General features: G+C 63.5%; 16 protein-coding genes. 4 read left to right on the top strand and 12 right to left on the bottom strand.

Annotated elements, in window-relative coordinates; translation table 11 throughout:
- Positions 1–12 precede the first annotated feature (12 nt).
- The 5 genes from NKJ67_RS09865 to NKJ67_RS09885 form a co-directional block, all read right to left on the bottom strand.
- Positions 13–687: an amino acid ABC transporter permease gene (locus NKJ67_RS09865; protein ID WP_127272108.1), complete on the bottom strand. Its 675-nt coding sequence runs from the start codon at positions 685–687 to the stop codon at positions 13–15.
- A complete protein-coding gene (locus NKJ67_RS09870) occupies positions 684–1355 on the bottom strand; it encodes an amino acid ABC transporter permease (protein WP_127271796.1) in 672 nt (223 codons plus the stop codon). Before NKJ67_RS09870 ends, NKJ67_RS09865 begins: the two co-directional genes overlap by 4 nt.
- 142 nt (positions 1356–1497) lie before the next feature.
- Positions 1498–2286, bottom strand: a complete 789-nt coding sequence (locus NKJ67_RS09875; RefSeq protein ID WP_127326548.1) for an ABC transporter substrate-binding protein — start codon at positions 2284–2286, stop codon at positions 1498–1500.
- Positions 2287–2397: 111 nt separating this feature from the next.
- Entirely contained in the window at positions 2398–3561 is a 1164-nt protein-coding gene (locus NKJ67_RS09880) for a saccharopine dehydrogenase family protein (protein WP_352581223.1), read from the bottom strand.
- The gene (locus NKJ67_RS09885; RefSeq protein ID WP_023813263.1) at positions 3558–4058 is read right to left on the bottom strand and encodes an Lrp/AsnC family transcriptional regulator; all 501 of its coding nucleotides are present in this window, start codon (positions 4056–4058) and stop codon (positions 3558–3560) included. Before NKJ67_RS09885 ends, NKJ67_RS09880 begins: the two co-directional genes overlap by 4 nt.
- 269 nt (positions 4059–4327) lie before the next feature.
- Between NKJ67_RS09885 and NKJ67_RS09890 the strand changes: the two genes are divergently transcribed.
- Positions 4328–5971, top strand: coding sequence for a tetratricopeptide repeat protein (locus NKJ67_RS09890; protein WP_127383483.1), 1644 nt, complete (start codon positions 4328–4330; stop codon positions 5969–5971).
- Positions 5972–5980: 9 nt separating this feature from the next.
- Here NKJ67_RS09890 and NKJ67_RS09895 read toward each other — a convergent pair whose 3' ends face one another.
- On the bottom strand, positions 5981–6853 hold the full coding sequence (locus NKJ67_RS09895; protein ID WP_352581224.1) for a LysR substrate-binding domain-containing protein: 873 nt from the start codon (positions 6851–6853) through the stop codon (positions 5981–5983).
- Between the two features lie 112 nt (positions 6854–6965).
- Between NKJ67_RS09895 and NKJ67_RS09900 the strand changes: the two genes are divergently transcribed.
- Positions 6966–7175, top strand: coding sequence for a hypothetical protein (locus NKJ67_RS09900; RefSeq protein ID WP_127269973.1), 210 nt, complete (start codon positions 6966–6968; stop codon positions 7173–7175).
- A 27-nt stretch (positions 7176–7202) separates the two neighbouring features.
- A complete protein-coding gene (locus NKJ67_RS09905) occupies positions 7203–7967 on the top strand; it encodes a sulfite exporter TauE/SafE family protein (protein WP_127269971.1) in 765 nt (254 codons plus the stop codon).
- 39 nt (positions 7968–8006) lie between these two features.
- Here the strand turns inward: NKJ67_RS09905 and NKJ67_RS09910 are convergent, their stop codons facing one another.
- The 3 genes from NKJ67_RS09910 to NKJ67_RS09920 form a co-directional block, all read right to left on the bottom strand.
- The gene (locus tag NKJ67_RS09910) at positions 8007–8192 is read right to left on the bottom strand and encodes a type II toxin-antitoxin system TacA family antitoxin (protein WP_352581225.1); all 186 of its coding nucleotides are present in this window, start codon (positions 8190–8192) and stop codon (positions 8007–8009) included.
- Positions 8193–8282: 90 nt separating this feature from the next.
- Positions 8283–8840 (bottom strand): sugar O-acetyltransferase, encoded by a 558-nt coding sequence (locus NKJ67_RS09915; protein WP_352581226.1) that lies wholly within the window; start codon positions 8838–8840, stop codon positions 8283–8285.
- A 117-nt stretch (positions 8841–8957) separates the two neighbouring features.
- Positions 8958–9407, bottom strand: a complete 450-nt coding sequence (locus NKJ67_RS09920; RefSeq protein WP_352581227.1) for a universal stress protein — start codon at positions 9405–9407, stop codon at positions 8958–8960.
- 208 nt (positions 9408–9615) lie between these two features.
- Here NKJ67_RS09920 and NKJ67_RS09925 point away from each other — a divergent pair, with 208 nt between their 5' ends.
- Complete coding sequence (locus NKJ67_RS09925) at positions 9616–10197, top strand: histidine phosphatase family protein (protein WP_127267215.1); 582 nt, start codon at positions 9616–9618, stop codon at positions 10195–10197.
- Positions 10198–10228: 31 nt separating this feature from the next.
- On the opposite strand, the gene NKJ67_RS09930 is transcribed toward NKJ67_RS09925, so the two are convergent.
- From NKJ67_RS09930 to NKJ67_RS09940, 3 genes are all read right to left on the bottom strand, one after another.
- Positions 10229–10630: a VOC family protein gene (locus NKJ67_RS09930; RefSeq protein ID WP_127267214.1), complete on the bottom strand. Its 402-nt coding sequence runs from the start codon at positions 10628–10630 to the stop codon at positions 10229–10231.
- A 118-nt stretch (positions 10631–10748) separates the two neighbouring features.
- On the bottom strand, positions 10749–11534 hold the full coding sequence (locus NKJ67_RS09935; RefSeq protein ID WP_352581228.1) for a pseudouridine synthase: 786 nt from the start codon (positions 11532–11534) through the stop codon (positions 10749–10751).
- A 133-nt stretch (positions 11535–11667) separates the two neighbouring features.
- Positions 11668–12111, bottom strand: a complete 444-nt coding sequence (locus NKJ67_RS09940; protein WP_164748890.1) for a cytidine deaminase — start codon at positions 12109–12111, stop codon at positions 11668–11670.
- Between the last annotated feature and the right edge of the window lie 12 nt (positions 12112–12123).

The following is a 12123-nucleotide window of genomic DNA, read 5'->3' on the forward strand; positions in this document are numbered from 1 at the left end:
TGGGGTTGGAAGTCACAACTGCACCTCGCCATGCGCCGCGCCCATGCGCTGCTCCAGCCGGCGGGCCAGCATGATCAGCGGATAGCAGACGATGAAATAGCCGACGCCGACGAGGAAGAAGACCAGCAGGCCGTTGGGCACACGCTGCACCACCAGCCAGCCAACCCGGGTGAGGTCGGTGAGCCCGATCGCCGAGACGACAGAAGAATCCTTGATCAGCAGCACATACTGCCCGACCAGCGGCGGCAGCACGATGCGCATCGCCTGTGGGAGGACCACCTGGCGCATGCGCTGCAACCGCGACAGGCCGGACGCCAGCGCCGCCTCGACCTGACCTGTCGGCACCGAGCGGATGCCGGCAACGACGATCTCGCAGATGAAGCAGGCGGCGAGGTTGGTCAGCGCGATGATGCCGGCGGTGAAGGCATCGAGTTCGATGCCGAACTCAGGCAGGATGAAGAAGATCAGGAAGATCTGCACCAGGAACGGCGTGCCGCGGATCAGGTCGACCCAGGCCCCGATCAAGCCCGAGATCAGCCGGTTGCCGCCGGTCCGCAGGATGCCGAGGCCGAAGCCAAGCAGGGTGCCGAGCACCAGGCTGATCAGTGACAGCATCACGGTCATGCCGAGGCCGCGCAGGGCCAGCGGATAAGAGCCGGCGAGGCTTTGCAGTTGTTGCCAGATCATGTCCGCGCCCCCGCCGTGCCGAGCCAGCGGCTGGAGACGCCAGCCAGTCCTTTCAGTCCGTAATACAGCAGCAGGTAGAAGGCGGCGATGGTGAGGAAACCTTCGGCCGGCATGAAGCGGTCGGAAGCGAGCAATTGGCCGGCGCGCGTCAGTTCGGAAACCGAGATCAGCGACAGAAGGGCGGAATCCTTGACCAGCACGATCGCCTGGCCAAGCAGCGGCGGGATCGTCACCTTGAAGGCCTGCGGCAGGACGACCAGACGCATGCGCTGGACATAGGTCATGCCCGAAGCGACGCTGGCCTCGACCTGGCCACGTGGGATCGACAGGATGCCGGCGCGAATGATTTCAGCGATATAGGCGCCGCTGTTGAGCGACAGCGCGAGAATGCCGACGACCAGCTCAGGCAGGACGAAGCCGAGCCGGGGCAGGCCGAAATAGAGGAAATAGAGCTGCGCCAGCAAGGGTGTGGCGCGTACGGCGTCGATATAGGCCTTGGCCGGCACGCGAAACAGCCAGCCGCGCTGCAGGTTCATGGCGCACAGCACGATGCCGACGATCAGTGCGCCGACAAAGGACAGCGCCGACAGCCAGACGGTCGTGATCAGGCCCTGCCCGAACAGCGGCAGATATTCGACAATGGTGCGGAAACTGAAATTTTCGAGCATCGTTGGGTGCAATCCCCAGAGTGCAGGAAGGGCGAGTAGCGAATACCGAATAGCGAGTAGAGAATTAGGGAGCAGCAAAGCATGGCCGGAACGGCCATTCCCTATTCGCTACTCCCTATTCGCTACTCGCTAATTCAATTCCTCAGTGGTCTTTCTTCCAGGCGTCGGAATTGACCCAGTAGTCGAGGTTCTTCTGCAGGCGTCCGTCGATGGTGACCTGGTTGAGGAACAGGTTCATCCAGACCAGCAGGTCCGGCTCGTCATAGCGGGTGGCGAAGGCAAGCGGCTCCTTCGACAACAGGTCCGGCATGATGGTGAAGCTGCCGGCCGGATAGGCGGTCGACTGGCCCTTGACCGCCGAGACGTCGTTGACGCCGCAATCGGCCTGGCCGTTGTTGACGGCGTCGAGCAGCAGCGGACCGCCGCCCTTGTAGCTCTTGATGTCGGCGTCGGGGAAGGCTTTCTTGGCTTCCTTCTCGCCGGTGGCGCCGAGCAGCACGGCGATCTTGGTGCCCTTGGCCTTGCAGTCCTCAGTGGTCTTGAACTTGCTGTCGGCCTTGGTGAAGACGGTGCTGCCCGTGTACATGTAAGGCGTGGTGAAGGCGACCTTCATGCCGCGCGCGAGCGTCGGTGTCATGTCGGCGACCAGAAGGTCGGCCTTGCCCGACAGCAGTGCCGGGATCAGGCCGTCCCAGTCGAAGTCGAGGAAGGTGATCTTGACCCCCATTTCCTTGGCCATCATTTCGGCGAGTTCCACCGAACTGCCGGTGCGTTCGCCATTGGCGCCGACCAGCGAGAAGGGAGGCCCTTGAGTCTGCACGGCGACGCGCAACTCGCCGCGCTTGGTGATGTCGTCGAGCGTACCGGCACTGGCAGCGGCAGTGAGCCCGGCGAGTGCAAGCCCGGCGATGAAAAGTCTGGCAATCTTCATTTCGGTATTCCTCCTTGTTTTATTGTTCCACGTTGTTTTTCACCCTTTGGGGTGCTTTTTGAGCGGCAGCGCCGTTGCCGACGGCAGCCACCGTTCGAAAATCTTTTCTCCTCAGTCCCGTGCCACCGTCTCGGAAACCGTGATGCCACGCTTGGCCAGTTCGTCGAAGAACCTGATGTCGGGCACGTCCAGCAGCGGGTTCAAAAGGCCCGGTCTGGTGATCTCACGCCGCGCGAGCATCTGCGCCACGATGCTGGCGGGATAGCCGACGCCGAGACTCATGCCGAACAGGCCCGAAGCCAGGTCGCGTTCGATAATCAGGTCCGACGTCACTGTCTTGGCGCGGCCGCCTTCTAGGCCGGAAAAGACATTGCGCATCACGCAAAGATCCTTTTCGCCGGCGCCGTATTGTAATTGCGGGCCAAGCAGCCGGCCGAGGAATTCGCGCGGGCTGTTGGAGGTGCCGAGCACCTTGTCCTCAGAGAGGAAACCAAGCTCCTTCAACGGCGCCCAGAAAGCCGACCATCCTGGCCAGCGCAGCGTGTAGCGGCCGGAGCGGCGCAACCCTTTTGCGGCGTCCAGCATCTCGACATAATGCAGCGCGTCGCCATTGGGGAAGGCTTCGAGTTTGCCCAGGCCGGCGACCTCAATTTCATGGATGAAGGGATTGTCGTGCTGCTGACCGGCCGGCACCGCGACGCGTTTCCCATCCTCGATCATCACGCTGTCGCGGTTCTGGCTGACCAGGACCATATCGAAATTCCAGCTCACCTTGTAGCACAGCGGCTTGGCCATCGCCTTCGGCTCGGGGATGCCGCCGCAATAGGAATCGATCGAGGAAATCGAGTCGAACTGCCTGGCGGCGCGCGCGTACAGCACGAGGTCGATGCCGGGGTCGAGCCCGCACTCGGTCATGATCGGGACGCCGGCCTGTTCGGCGGCCGGCGCCAGGTCGGCGATCGACTTGGCGTAATTGGTGGTGACCAGCGGCGTGCGCGTGGCGATCGCGGCCTGCACCGCTTGGCGCATCAGCGGCTGCGGCAAGAGGTCGATGACGGCGTCGACATCATCAAGCACAGTGGCCAGCGCCGGGCCGATCGCGCCCTGCGGCACGACGAAGCGCACGCGGGCAAGATCGGTCAGGCCTGCAAGCCGGGCAGGGCCGTCCGCTGCGGTGTCGACGCAGACGATTTGCGCGACGCCGTCGCTGGCAACAAGGTCGGCGATTGCCGCCCGGCCTTGCAGGCCGAGGCCGCCGAGAACCGCGATCTTCATGCCGGCTCCTTGCGGTCGTCCGACCAGCAGCCTTCCGGCAGGCTGACCCATTTGTTGCAGGACGCCATGACGACGAAGGTTTCGCTGCGCACGACTTCGCCGGGCTCGCCGGCGCCGGGGATCAGTTCGCTGGTGACGCGGTAGAGGTCGGCGACGTCACCGGCCACCGTCACGTCGACGATAATGTCGAAGCGACCGGTGACCACCGAAGCCGAGTTGACGAAGGGCAGTTCGGCAATGCGCTGCGCCAGTTCGCGGGCCCGGCCGCGCCCCTGGGCATTGATGCCGACAATGGCCGAGATCAGCTCGGGGCGCTCGGTCAGGTTCAGCAGGCCGACGATCTTGAGCAGGTTGCGGTCGAGCAGGTTGCGCAGCCGCGTGCGCACCGTCGGCACCGAAATCGCCAATATCTCGGCGATGCGGTTGATGCCCGGCTGTGCATCCTGCGACAGCTGTTTGACCAGCCGCCGATCGGTCAGATCGAGATGTTCCCGCAAAGTCCCCGTCTTTCACAAAAGGAAAAAACTTTGGCTATTTTTTTGCCAATGTGTAAACAAGCTACGTCACGGATATTTGAAAAGCAAGGCGCTGTTTTCACGCGAACTGGGTAGGTCGTCTGCCTGCAGGCGGCCGAACGTGCTGGCGAAAGGCGGCGCGCAGACTAGGACAATCGTGTTGTGATCGGGCGATTGAAGGTGGTGATGCCCCGCTGTCGACGCATGCCGCCGGCGCGTGGCCCGTCCGGATTTCTTCGATATTAATTTTCTTGGTCAAGAATTTGCCCGATCAAGCTGGCACAAGGTCGGCGATCTGCAATGATGTTCCAAGTTTTTCTGACATGATGCTTCATCGATATGGGCGTTTGACTAAAGTGGCGCAGTGTTACCTTGCTTGCCTTGCGGTCCTGCTCGCATTCGGCCCGCCGGTCATGGCAGCCGATAATCGTCTGCACAATTGCGGCGACGATGAGCTCGACGCCCCCAAGCGGATCGTCGTGTGCACCAGCCTGCTGGAGGACAAGGCCGTATCGGTGAATGATCAAGCCCTTGCCCATTTCAACCGAGCGAATGCACTGGACGGCAGCGGCGAATATGACCGCGCCATTGCGGACCTCGACCAGGCGATTGCGCTCGATCCGAATCATATCCTCGCCTTTCGACGGCGCGCCGAGATCTGGATGAAGAAAGGCGACAAGGCTCGCGCCATTGCTGACTATGACCAGGCGATCAGGCTCGATCCAAAGGATGCCTCGATCTACCGCGACCGCGCTGATGTCTGGGCGAGCAAGATGTTCTACAAGCGGGCCATTGCCGAGTACGATCAGGCGATCAGCCTCGATCCGAAAAACGCCGTCGGCTACAACAATCGCGGTCTGCTATGGTCGTACATCGATGATGCGGACCGGGCCTTAGCCGACCTTAGCCAGGCGATCACCCTCAATCCCCATTATGCCGAAGCCGTCACCAATCGGGGTCGGGTCTGGTCGTACAAAGGCGAGTATGATCTTGCGCTGGCGGACTACGATTACGCGATCGCCATCAATCCAGGCTATGTGCAAGCCTACGACAGCAGGGGCCTCGTCTGGGCATCCAGGCATAAATACGATGACGCCATATCAGATTACAATCTCGCGATCGCAATAGATGCCGGCTATGCTGGCGCCTACAGGAACCGTGCCGCGGCCTGGAGCGATAAAGGCAAATACGACACCGCCATCGCGGACTATGATCAAGCGATCTTCCTCAATCCTGAAGATGCCGCCGCCTATCTCGGGCGCTGTTACGTGTGGCTGTACATGGCGAAAAACAATCGCGCGATCAATGATTGCACTCAGGCGTTGCACTATGCGCCGAACTATCCCAGCGCCTACGAAGCGCTGGGTATCGCCAGTATGTACAAGACAGACTATGTCGAGGCCTTCGCCAACTTCAACGAGGCTGTTCGTCGAAACCCAAAATTCGCGGGTTTCTATCAAAGTCGCGGCATTGCCGGATTCTACTTTGGTCCGGCCGCCAAGGCACAGGCCGATCTGGAGAAGTCCGCCCAAATGCAGCCCCAGGATGCGTATTCCGCAATCTGGGTGGACCTTGCCCGGCGCCGCAACGGGCAGTCGAGCATCCTGCGCGTGGCAAAGCTCGACATGACGAAATGGCCGGCGCCGCTGGTCCGCATGCTGCTGGGTGACCAGGCGCCTGAAGTGACACTGAAGGCGGCTGATGATCCGGATGCAACCATCAGGAACGAGCAGGTCTGCGAGGCCAATTTCTACACAGCGGAATTCCAGCGGCTGCAGCATCGTGACGACGAGACGTTGCCGCTCTATCGGCTCGTGCTAAGCGATTGCCCAAAGCATTTCATCGAATACCTCGCTGCGATCAACGCGCTACGCTCCATGGGCAAAGCGCCGTAGAGCGCGACTTCACACCAGCGCCTCCGCCAGCAGTTTTGCCTGTGGCGTCAGATCCTCGAAGCGACGGGCGCAGAGGTTGAGCTGGCGTGTTGCCCAGTCGTCGGTCAACCCTAGGCTGCGCAGCGTGCGGGCGGAGCGGCGCGCGGCACTTTCGGGCACGATGGCGATGCCGGCGCCCTGGGCGACCAGCCGGCAGACATTGTCGAGGCCGGGCACGCGGATGCGGAAGTGCAGATGGCCGCCAAGGCGGGCGGCCTGACGGGTGATGTGCTCCTGCAAGGGATGGCCGGCGCTCAGGCCGACAAAGGCTTCGCCGAGCAGGTCGCCGAGGTTGGCCGTATTGCCTTCGAGGTCGGGCCAGTCTCGCGCGGCGATCACCATGAGCCTGTCGATGAAGAACGGCTTCTGCTCCAGATGCGAAAGGCCGGCCCAGGTCGCGGCGATGCCGAGATCGGCGGCACCGCTTGCCACCGCCTCTGCGATCTCGTGGCTGGGGCGCTCGTCGAGGTCGATGTCGATGCCGGGATGCGCGACGAGGAAGGCCGGCAGCATGTCGCGCAGCAGCGCGCTGGTGGCGGCCGTGTTGGCCATCAGCCGCACGCGGGCGCGCAAGCCCGTGGCATAGGCGCCGAGGTCGCCGGCCATCGCCTCGATCTGGTTCTGCACCGCCCGCGCATGGTGCAGCAGCGCCTGCCCGGCGGCCGTCGGCACCACGCCGCGCCGCCGCCGCTCTAAAAGCGGCGCGCCGAGGCTCTCCTCCATGCCCTTGATGCGGGCGCTGGCGGAGGCGAGCGCCAGCCCCGCAAGTTCGGCACCATGGGTGATGCTGCCGCGCTCGGCGACCAGCAGGAACAGCCGGAGATCGGTAAGATCGAAGCGCATCTTTCTTCTCCTGCAGGGTTTCAGCCTTCGGCGCAGGCGAAGGCTGACGGCGTAACTTCCACATTGTGGGCGGCCGGCATGTCAGTCAAATCTTTTGCGATGGAGATGCGCGATGAGCGAAAAGGCGACAGGCCGGCATGGACCCGGCATACTTGAAAGCGCGGCGATCGTGCTTGCGATCGCGGTGGCCTCGCTTGCCATGGCGCGAGCGGAGCCCGGCCAGCGCGGTTGCGTGGCGATGGCTGCCCCTGTCCACCATGAAGCAACGCCTGCAAAACCCGCACCCGACGATGATGCGGCGGACATGCTGTTGCATGACTGATCGAAGCGGCACCCCGAAGGAACGACCGTGCTGAGCGTCGGCGTCATCGCCTGGATCGGCGCGGTCTTCCTTGCCGCGGGCTTCGTCAAGGGTGTCGTCGGCATGGGGCTGCCGACCGTGGCGATGGGGCTGCTGGCGGTAACGATGCCGCCGGCGCAGGCGGCTGCCCTGCTCTTGATCCCGTCGCTGGTCACCAATCTTTGGCAGTTGTTCACCGGCCCATCCTTCGGCGGGCTGTGCAAGCGGTTGTGGACGATGATGGCCGGCGTCGTGCTTGGCACCGTCGCCGGGGCCGGCCTGCTCACCGGCACACACTCTGGCGTTGCCTCGGCCGGGCTCGGTGCGGCGCTGGTGCTTTACGCCATTCTCGGCCTGCTCAAGCTTGGCTTCACCACGCCGGCGCGCCACGAGGCGTTGGTATCACCGCTGGTCGGTGTGGCGACCGGGCTGGTCACCGGCGCCACCGGGGTCTTCGTCATCCCGGCCGTGCCCTATCTGCAATCGCTGCGGCTGGGCCGGGAAGACCTCATCCAAGCGCTCGGCCTGTCCTTCACCGTGTCGACGGCGGCTCTTGCCCTTGGGTTGTTCAAGGCAGGCGCGTTCGCATCGCCGACAATGCAACTGGCGGGATCGGTCCTGGCGCTTGCGCCGGCGCTCGCCGGCATGTTCGCCGGCCAGGCGCTGCGCCAGGCGATGAGCGTCGAGACGTTTCGCACGGTGTTCTTCGCCGGGCTGCTGATGCTGGGCGGGTATCTGGTCTTGGAGGCCGCGCTCTGGTCTTCGGCATCCTAAGCGGCCGGTGGCGATTGGCGCGGAGCGTGATCATCAGCGTCATGCAGCGTCCCACGGAGGATTTGTAGTCATGGTGCGGCGCAACCGGTGGTTCGGATGCTGCGGCGCGTCGAGACGTTCCAGAAAAGCGGCGTAGACATCCGGCTCGACAGCAAAGATGTCGCGGTTGAGCAACGTGTCTTCAGTGGCACGCTGCAACGCTTCGAGCATGAAGTCCTTGCGCATGAATGGGCTCCTTCCCTGCGTTAACAGCATAGCATAGCGACGATGTCACTACGATCTGTCGGTCCGGCCGCCCGATGAGAAGTCGCGCCCTCATTCGGCAATCGACCTGATGACGTTGGCCGGGTTTCCCCCGACAAGCGTGTTCGGGGGAACGTTCCTAGTGACCACGGAACCCGCCGCGACAACCGAGTTTTCGCCCACCGTCACGCCGCCGATGACCGTCGCGCCGGCCGCGATCCAGACATTGCGTTCGATCACGATCGGCTTTGCGGTCGTGAAGGCGCGACGCCGCGACGGTTCGAGGGGATGGCCCGAGGTGATGAGGCTGACATTCGGCCCGATCATGACATCGTCGGCGATGTCGAGCCCGCCAAGATCATAAAAGGTGCAGTTCTGATTGATGAAGACATTGCGCCCGACGCGGATATCGGATCCGCCGGTCGTGTAGAAGGGCGGGATCAGCAGGAAGCTGTCGTCGACCTTTTTGCCAATGAGTTCGCTGAACAGGGTCCGGACTTCAGCCGCGTCGTTGAAGGTCAAGCGGTTGAGGCTTGCGGTGGTCGCCATCGCCCGTTTGACGTCGGCCAGCATGGCGGCCGACTGCGGCATTCCGCTGGGAATTATCCTGGTGCGACCCTCGTCCGCCATTCGTCAATTTTCTCCGGCGCGGTCGAACAATGTTGGCGCACGACAGCCGCGCCGGGATGGTCTCCGGCTGTTATTTGAGCATGATTCCGAAAGTCAGTTCCAGCCCGGAAAAACGCCCTATCGCACCACCAGAACCGGGATTTCCGTGTAGGACAGCACTTCCGCCGTCTGGCTGCCGAGAAGCAGCTTGCCCAGTCCGCGGCGGCCATGCGAGGCCATGACGATCAGGTCGCAGCGCAGGGTCTGCGACAGCTCCAGGATGGCTTCGGCGGGTCGCTTGTCCTCGACATGGACCACCTCCGCGGAGACGCTGGCGGCGTCCGCCGACGTCTTGCATTTGGCGAGCACTTCCTTGGCATAGCGGCCGGCCTCATCCTTGTAGGCGACCAGCTCATCGCCGGCGGCATAGCCGGCCATGGCGCCGCCCCAGGCGAAGATCGGGAATGGTTCCGAGACGGTAACGAAGGTGACGGAGGCGCCGAGGCCCTTGGCCAACGTCAGGCCGTGGGCAACGCCCTTGTCGGCCAGTTCCGATCCGTCCGTGGCGATGAGCAGATGTTTGTACATGACGATCTCGACTTGTTGTGCAAGGGCCCGTGCCCTTGTGGTGGCGGGAGCCTTGTGGAGGCTGGCCTTGATATAGTTGCGGCCTCGGGCCGATCACAGGGCCGGCCCGCCGCCGATCAAGGCCAGGCGACCACGCAGTTTTTGTACCAAGCGGATTCCCCTTTGCCGCATCGTCGCTTAAGGTGCTGGCGACACTGAAAGGCATTCCATGAGCAACGCGTATCCCCAAATCCATCTGGTCCGGCATGGTGAGACGGCATGGAGCCTTTCGGGGCAGCATACCGGCCGCACCGACATGCCGTTGACCCCGGTTGGCGAGGCCGCCGCGCGGGGTGTCGCCGATAGGCTCAAGGGGCTGTCTTTTTCGGCCGTATGGTCGAGCCCGTCGCAGCGCGCCTACAACACCAGCGTACTGGCCGGCTTCGACGCGCAGAGCGTCAAGAAGGACGATCTGCAGGAATGGGACTACGGCGCCTATGAGGGATTGACGACAAAACAGATCCTGGCCGAGCGCCCCGGCTGGAATGTGTTTCGCGATGGTTGTCCAAAGGGCGAGATGGCGGCCGATGTCGGCGCGCGGGCCGACAGGATTATCGCCGGGCTGCGCGAGGCCAATGCCGGCATATTGGTGTTTTCCAGCGCGCATTTCTTGCGCGTGCTGGCGGCGCGCTGGATTGGCCTGCCGCCCGAAGGCGGCGCGCTGCTTGTGCTCGAAACAGCCAGCATCAGCGTGCTCGGCTACGAGCATGATTTGAGCGAGCCGGTCATCCGGAAATGGAACCAGAAGTAGGGCGGCTTTGGCCAGCGGCGCCGCTTCCGCCCTACCTGTCGAATTTCTTGATCGCTTCGGCGGTCACCGGCGTGAAGAAATTCACCAGATTGCCATCGGGGTCGCGAAACAGCAGCGAGCGATTGCCCCAGGGCATTGTGGTTGGCTTCTGCACAGTAACATTCCTGACGAGGTCCGAGAGCCTGGCGAATTCAGCATCGACGTCGCCGACGCGGAACTCGAGGATGACGGTGTGGTTGTCGGCGGGGCGGGCGATGTCGCCGCCAAACAGCATCAAGGTGCGCGTGCTGCCGATCGCCAGCGTGCAGGCCGGTGTCGCCAGTTCCGCGAAGTCTTCCGTGTAGACCGTCACGGGCATGCCCGTGATCTCGCCGTAGAAGCGCACGAGGCGCTGAACGTCCGAAGTGATGATGCGGACAGAGACGAAATTCATTGCTTTGGCTCCTGATCGTTGAAGCCGTGGTCGGCTCCCATCCGACCTATAGACTAGGCCTCCTGACAGCTTTCCGTCAGGAAGGATTGCTGTGAGCCTGCACCAGCGCACGCGCTGCTCACCCCGCCAGCAGCGCCAGTTCCTCCGGTGTCAAATGCCGTGCCGTGCCCTTGGCGAGGTCGCCGAGCGGCAGGCGGCCGATGGCGATGCGGATGAGGCGCAGGACCTCGACGCCGTGCGCGGCGATCAGGCGACGGATGTGGCGGTTGCGGCCTTCGTCGAGCACGATCTCCAGCCAGGCGGTGCGACCGCCGCTGCGCAAAAGTTCGATCGAGCTGGCGCTCAGGATCTCGCCGTCGACGCTCACGCCCGCGCGCAACGTCTTCAACATCGCCGCGTCCGGCACCGTGCCGACCTGCACGTGATAGGTTTTCGGCAAATGCGAAGCCGGGTCCATCAGCCGGTTGGCAAATCGGGTGTCGTTGGTCATCAGCAGCAGGCCTTCGCTGGCCTTGTCGAGGCGGCCGACCGGCGAGACGAAGGGCAGGTCGAGCCCTTCGAGGCAGGCATAGACGGTGTCGCGCTGCTGCGGGTCGTCGCGGGTGGTGACCAGCCCGCGCGGCTTGTTGAGCATGAGATAGACCTTGCGCTCGGCAACCACCGGCCTGTCGTCGACGACGATGCGGTCGCGGTCGAGGTCGACCCGCAGGGCTGCATTGCGCACGACCTTGCCGCCGACGCGCACGCGGCCCTCCGCGATCAGCACATCCGCCTGCGTGCGCGAGCACAGGCCGAGCTTCGACAGCGCCCGGTTGAGACTGACGCCCAATAGCTTGCTGGTGTGTAGTTTGCCGGCGGGTGGCTTGCCGTTAGGCGGTTTTCCGGCGGGTGGTCGTGCTGCCATGCTGCGGATCGTCCGTTGTGACAGACAGATGCCACGGGGGGTGACGGCTTCGCAAGCTGGATGCGGCGAGGGCCGGCAACCCGAGGCCAAGCTTGATCCAGGTCCGCCGCGCATTGGAAGCCGATCGGCGGTTTCAGAATTTGCGCGGGTCGATACCTTTGGTGCCCGGTCCGTAGGGGCTCGGATAGATCTCGCCGATGGTCATCAGTTCGATCTCGCCATCGAGGGTGGAGCCGATGATCTTCACGTCGGGATCATCGCAGCAGAATTCCCAGATCACTTGCCGGCATTCCGCGCACGGCACGCCCGAATAGGGGCCGTGGCAGACGATGGCCTCGATCTGCCGCTCGCCCGCCGCAGCCATCTGCATCACCGCGTTGCGCTCGGCATGCACCGATTGCTGCAAGGTGACGATCTCGACATTGCAGGCGGCGAACAGCCGGCCAGATGAGGTGCGCACGGCCGAGCCGACCTTGTGGTTGGAGTAGGGCGTGTAGGCCTTGTCGCGCGCTTGCGCGGCGGCTGTGACAAGTGCCTGGTCGGCACTCGAAAGCTTGTCGAAGCTGGTCTTCTTCATCGGTCTCTCCAC

The organism is Mesorhizobium sp. M0088 (assembly GCF_040322895.1).
GTDB lineage: Bacteria > Pseudomonadota > Alphaproteobacteria > Rhizobiales > Rhizobiaceae > Mesorhizobium.

Coding starts and splice junctions, on each gene's coding strand:
- NKJ67_RS09865 (WP_127272108.1), bottom strand. CDS start 687: ATGATCTGGCAACAACTGCAAAGCCTCGCCGGCTCTTATCCGCTGGCC.
- NKJ67_RS09870 (WP_127271796.1), bottom strand. CDS start 1,355: ATGCTCGAAAATTTCAGTTTCCGCACCATTGTCGAATATCTGCCGCTG.
- NKJ67_RS09875 (WP_127326548.1), bottom strand. CDS start 2,286: ATGAAGATTGCCAGACTTTTCATCGCCGGGCTTGCACTCGCCGGGCTC.
- NKJ67_RS09880 (WP_352581223.1), bottom strand. CDS start 3,561: ATGAAGATCGCGGTTCTCGGCGGCCTCGGCCTGCAAGGCCGGGCGGCA.
- NKJ67_RS09895 (WP_352581224.1), bottom strand. CDS start 6,853: ATGCGCTTCGATCTTACCGATCTCCGGCTGTTCCTGCTGGTCGCCGAG.
- NKJ67_RS09900 (WP_127269973.1), top strand. CDS start 6,966: ATGAGCGAAAAGGCGACAGGCCGGCATGGACCCGGCATACTTGAAAGC.
- NKJ67_RS09910 (WP_352581225.1), bottom strand. CDS start 8,192: ATGCGCAAGGACTTCATGCTCGAAGCGTTGCAGCGTGCCACTGAAGAC.
- NKJ67_RS09915 (WP_352581226.1), bottom strand. CDS start 8,840: ATGGCGGACGAGGGTCGCACCAGGATAATTCCCAGCGGAATGCCGCAG.
- NKJ67_RS09920 (WP_352581227.1), bottom strand. CDS start 9,407: ATGTACAAACATCTGCTCATCGCCACGGACGGATCGGAACTGGCCGAC.
- NKJ67_RS09925 (WP_127267215.1), top strand. CDS start 9,616: ATGAGCAACGCGTATCCCCAAATCCATCTGGTCCGGCATGGTGAGACG.
- NKJ67_RS09930 (WP_127267214.1), bottom strand. CDS start 10,630: ATGAATTTCGTCTCTGTCCGCATCATCACTTCGGACGTTCAGCGCCTC.
- NKJ67_RS09935 (WP_352581228.1), bottom strand. CDS start 11,534: ATGGCAGCACGACCACCCGCCGGAAAACCGCCTAACGGCAAGCCACCC.
- NKJ67_RS09940 (WP_164748890.1), bottom strand. CDS start 12,111: ATGAAGAAGACCAGCTTCGACAAGCTTTCGAGTGCCGACCAGGCACTT.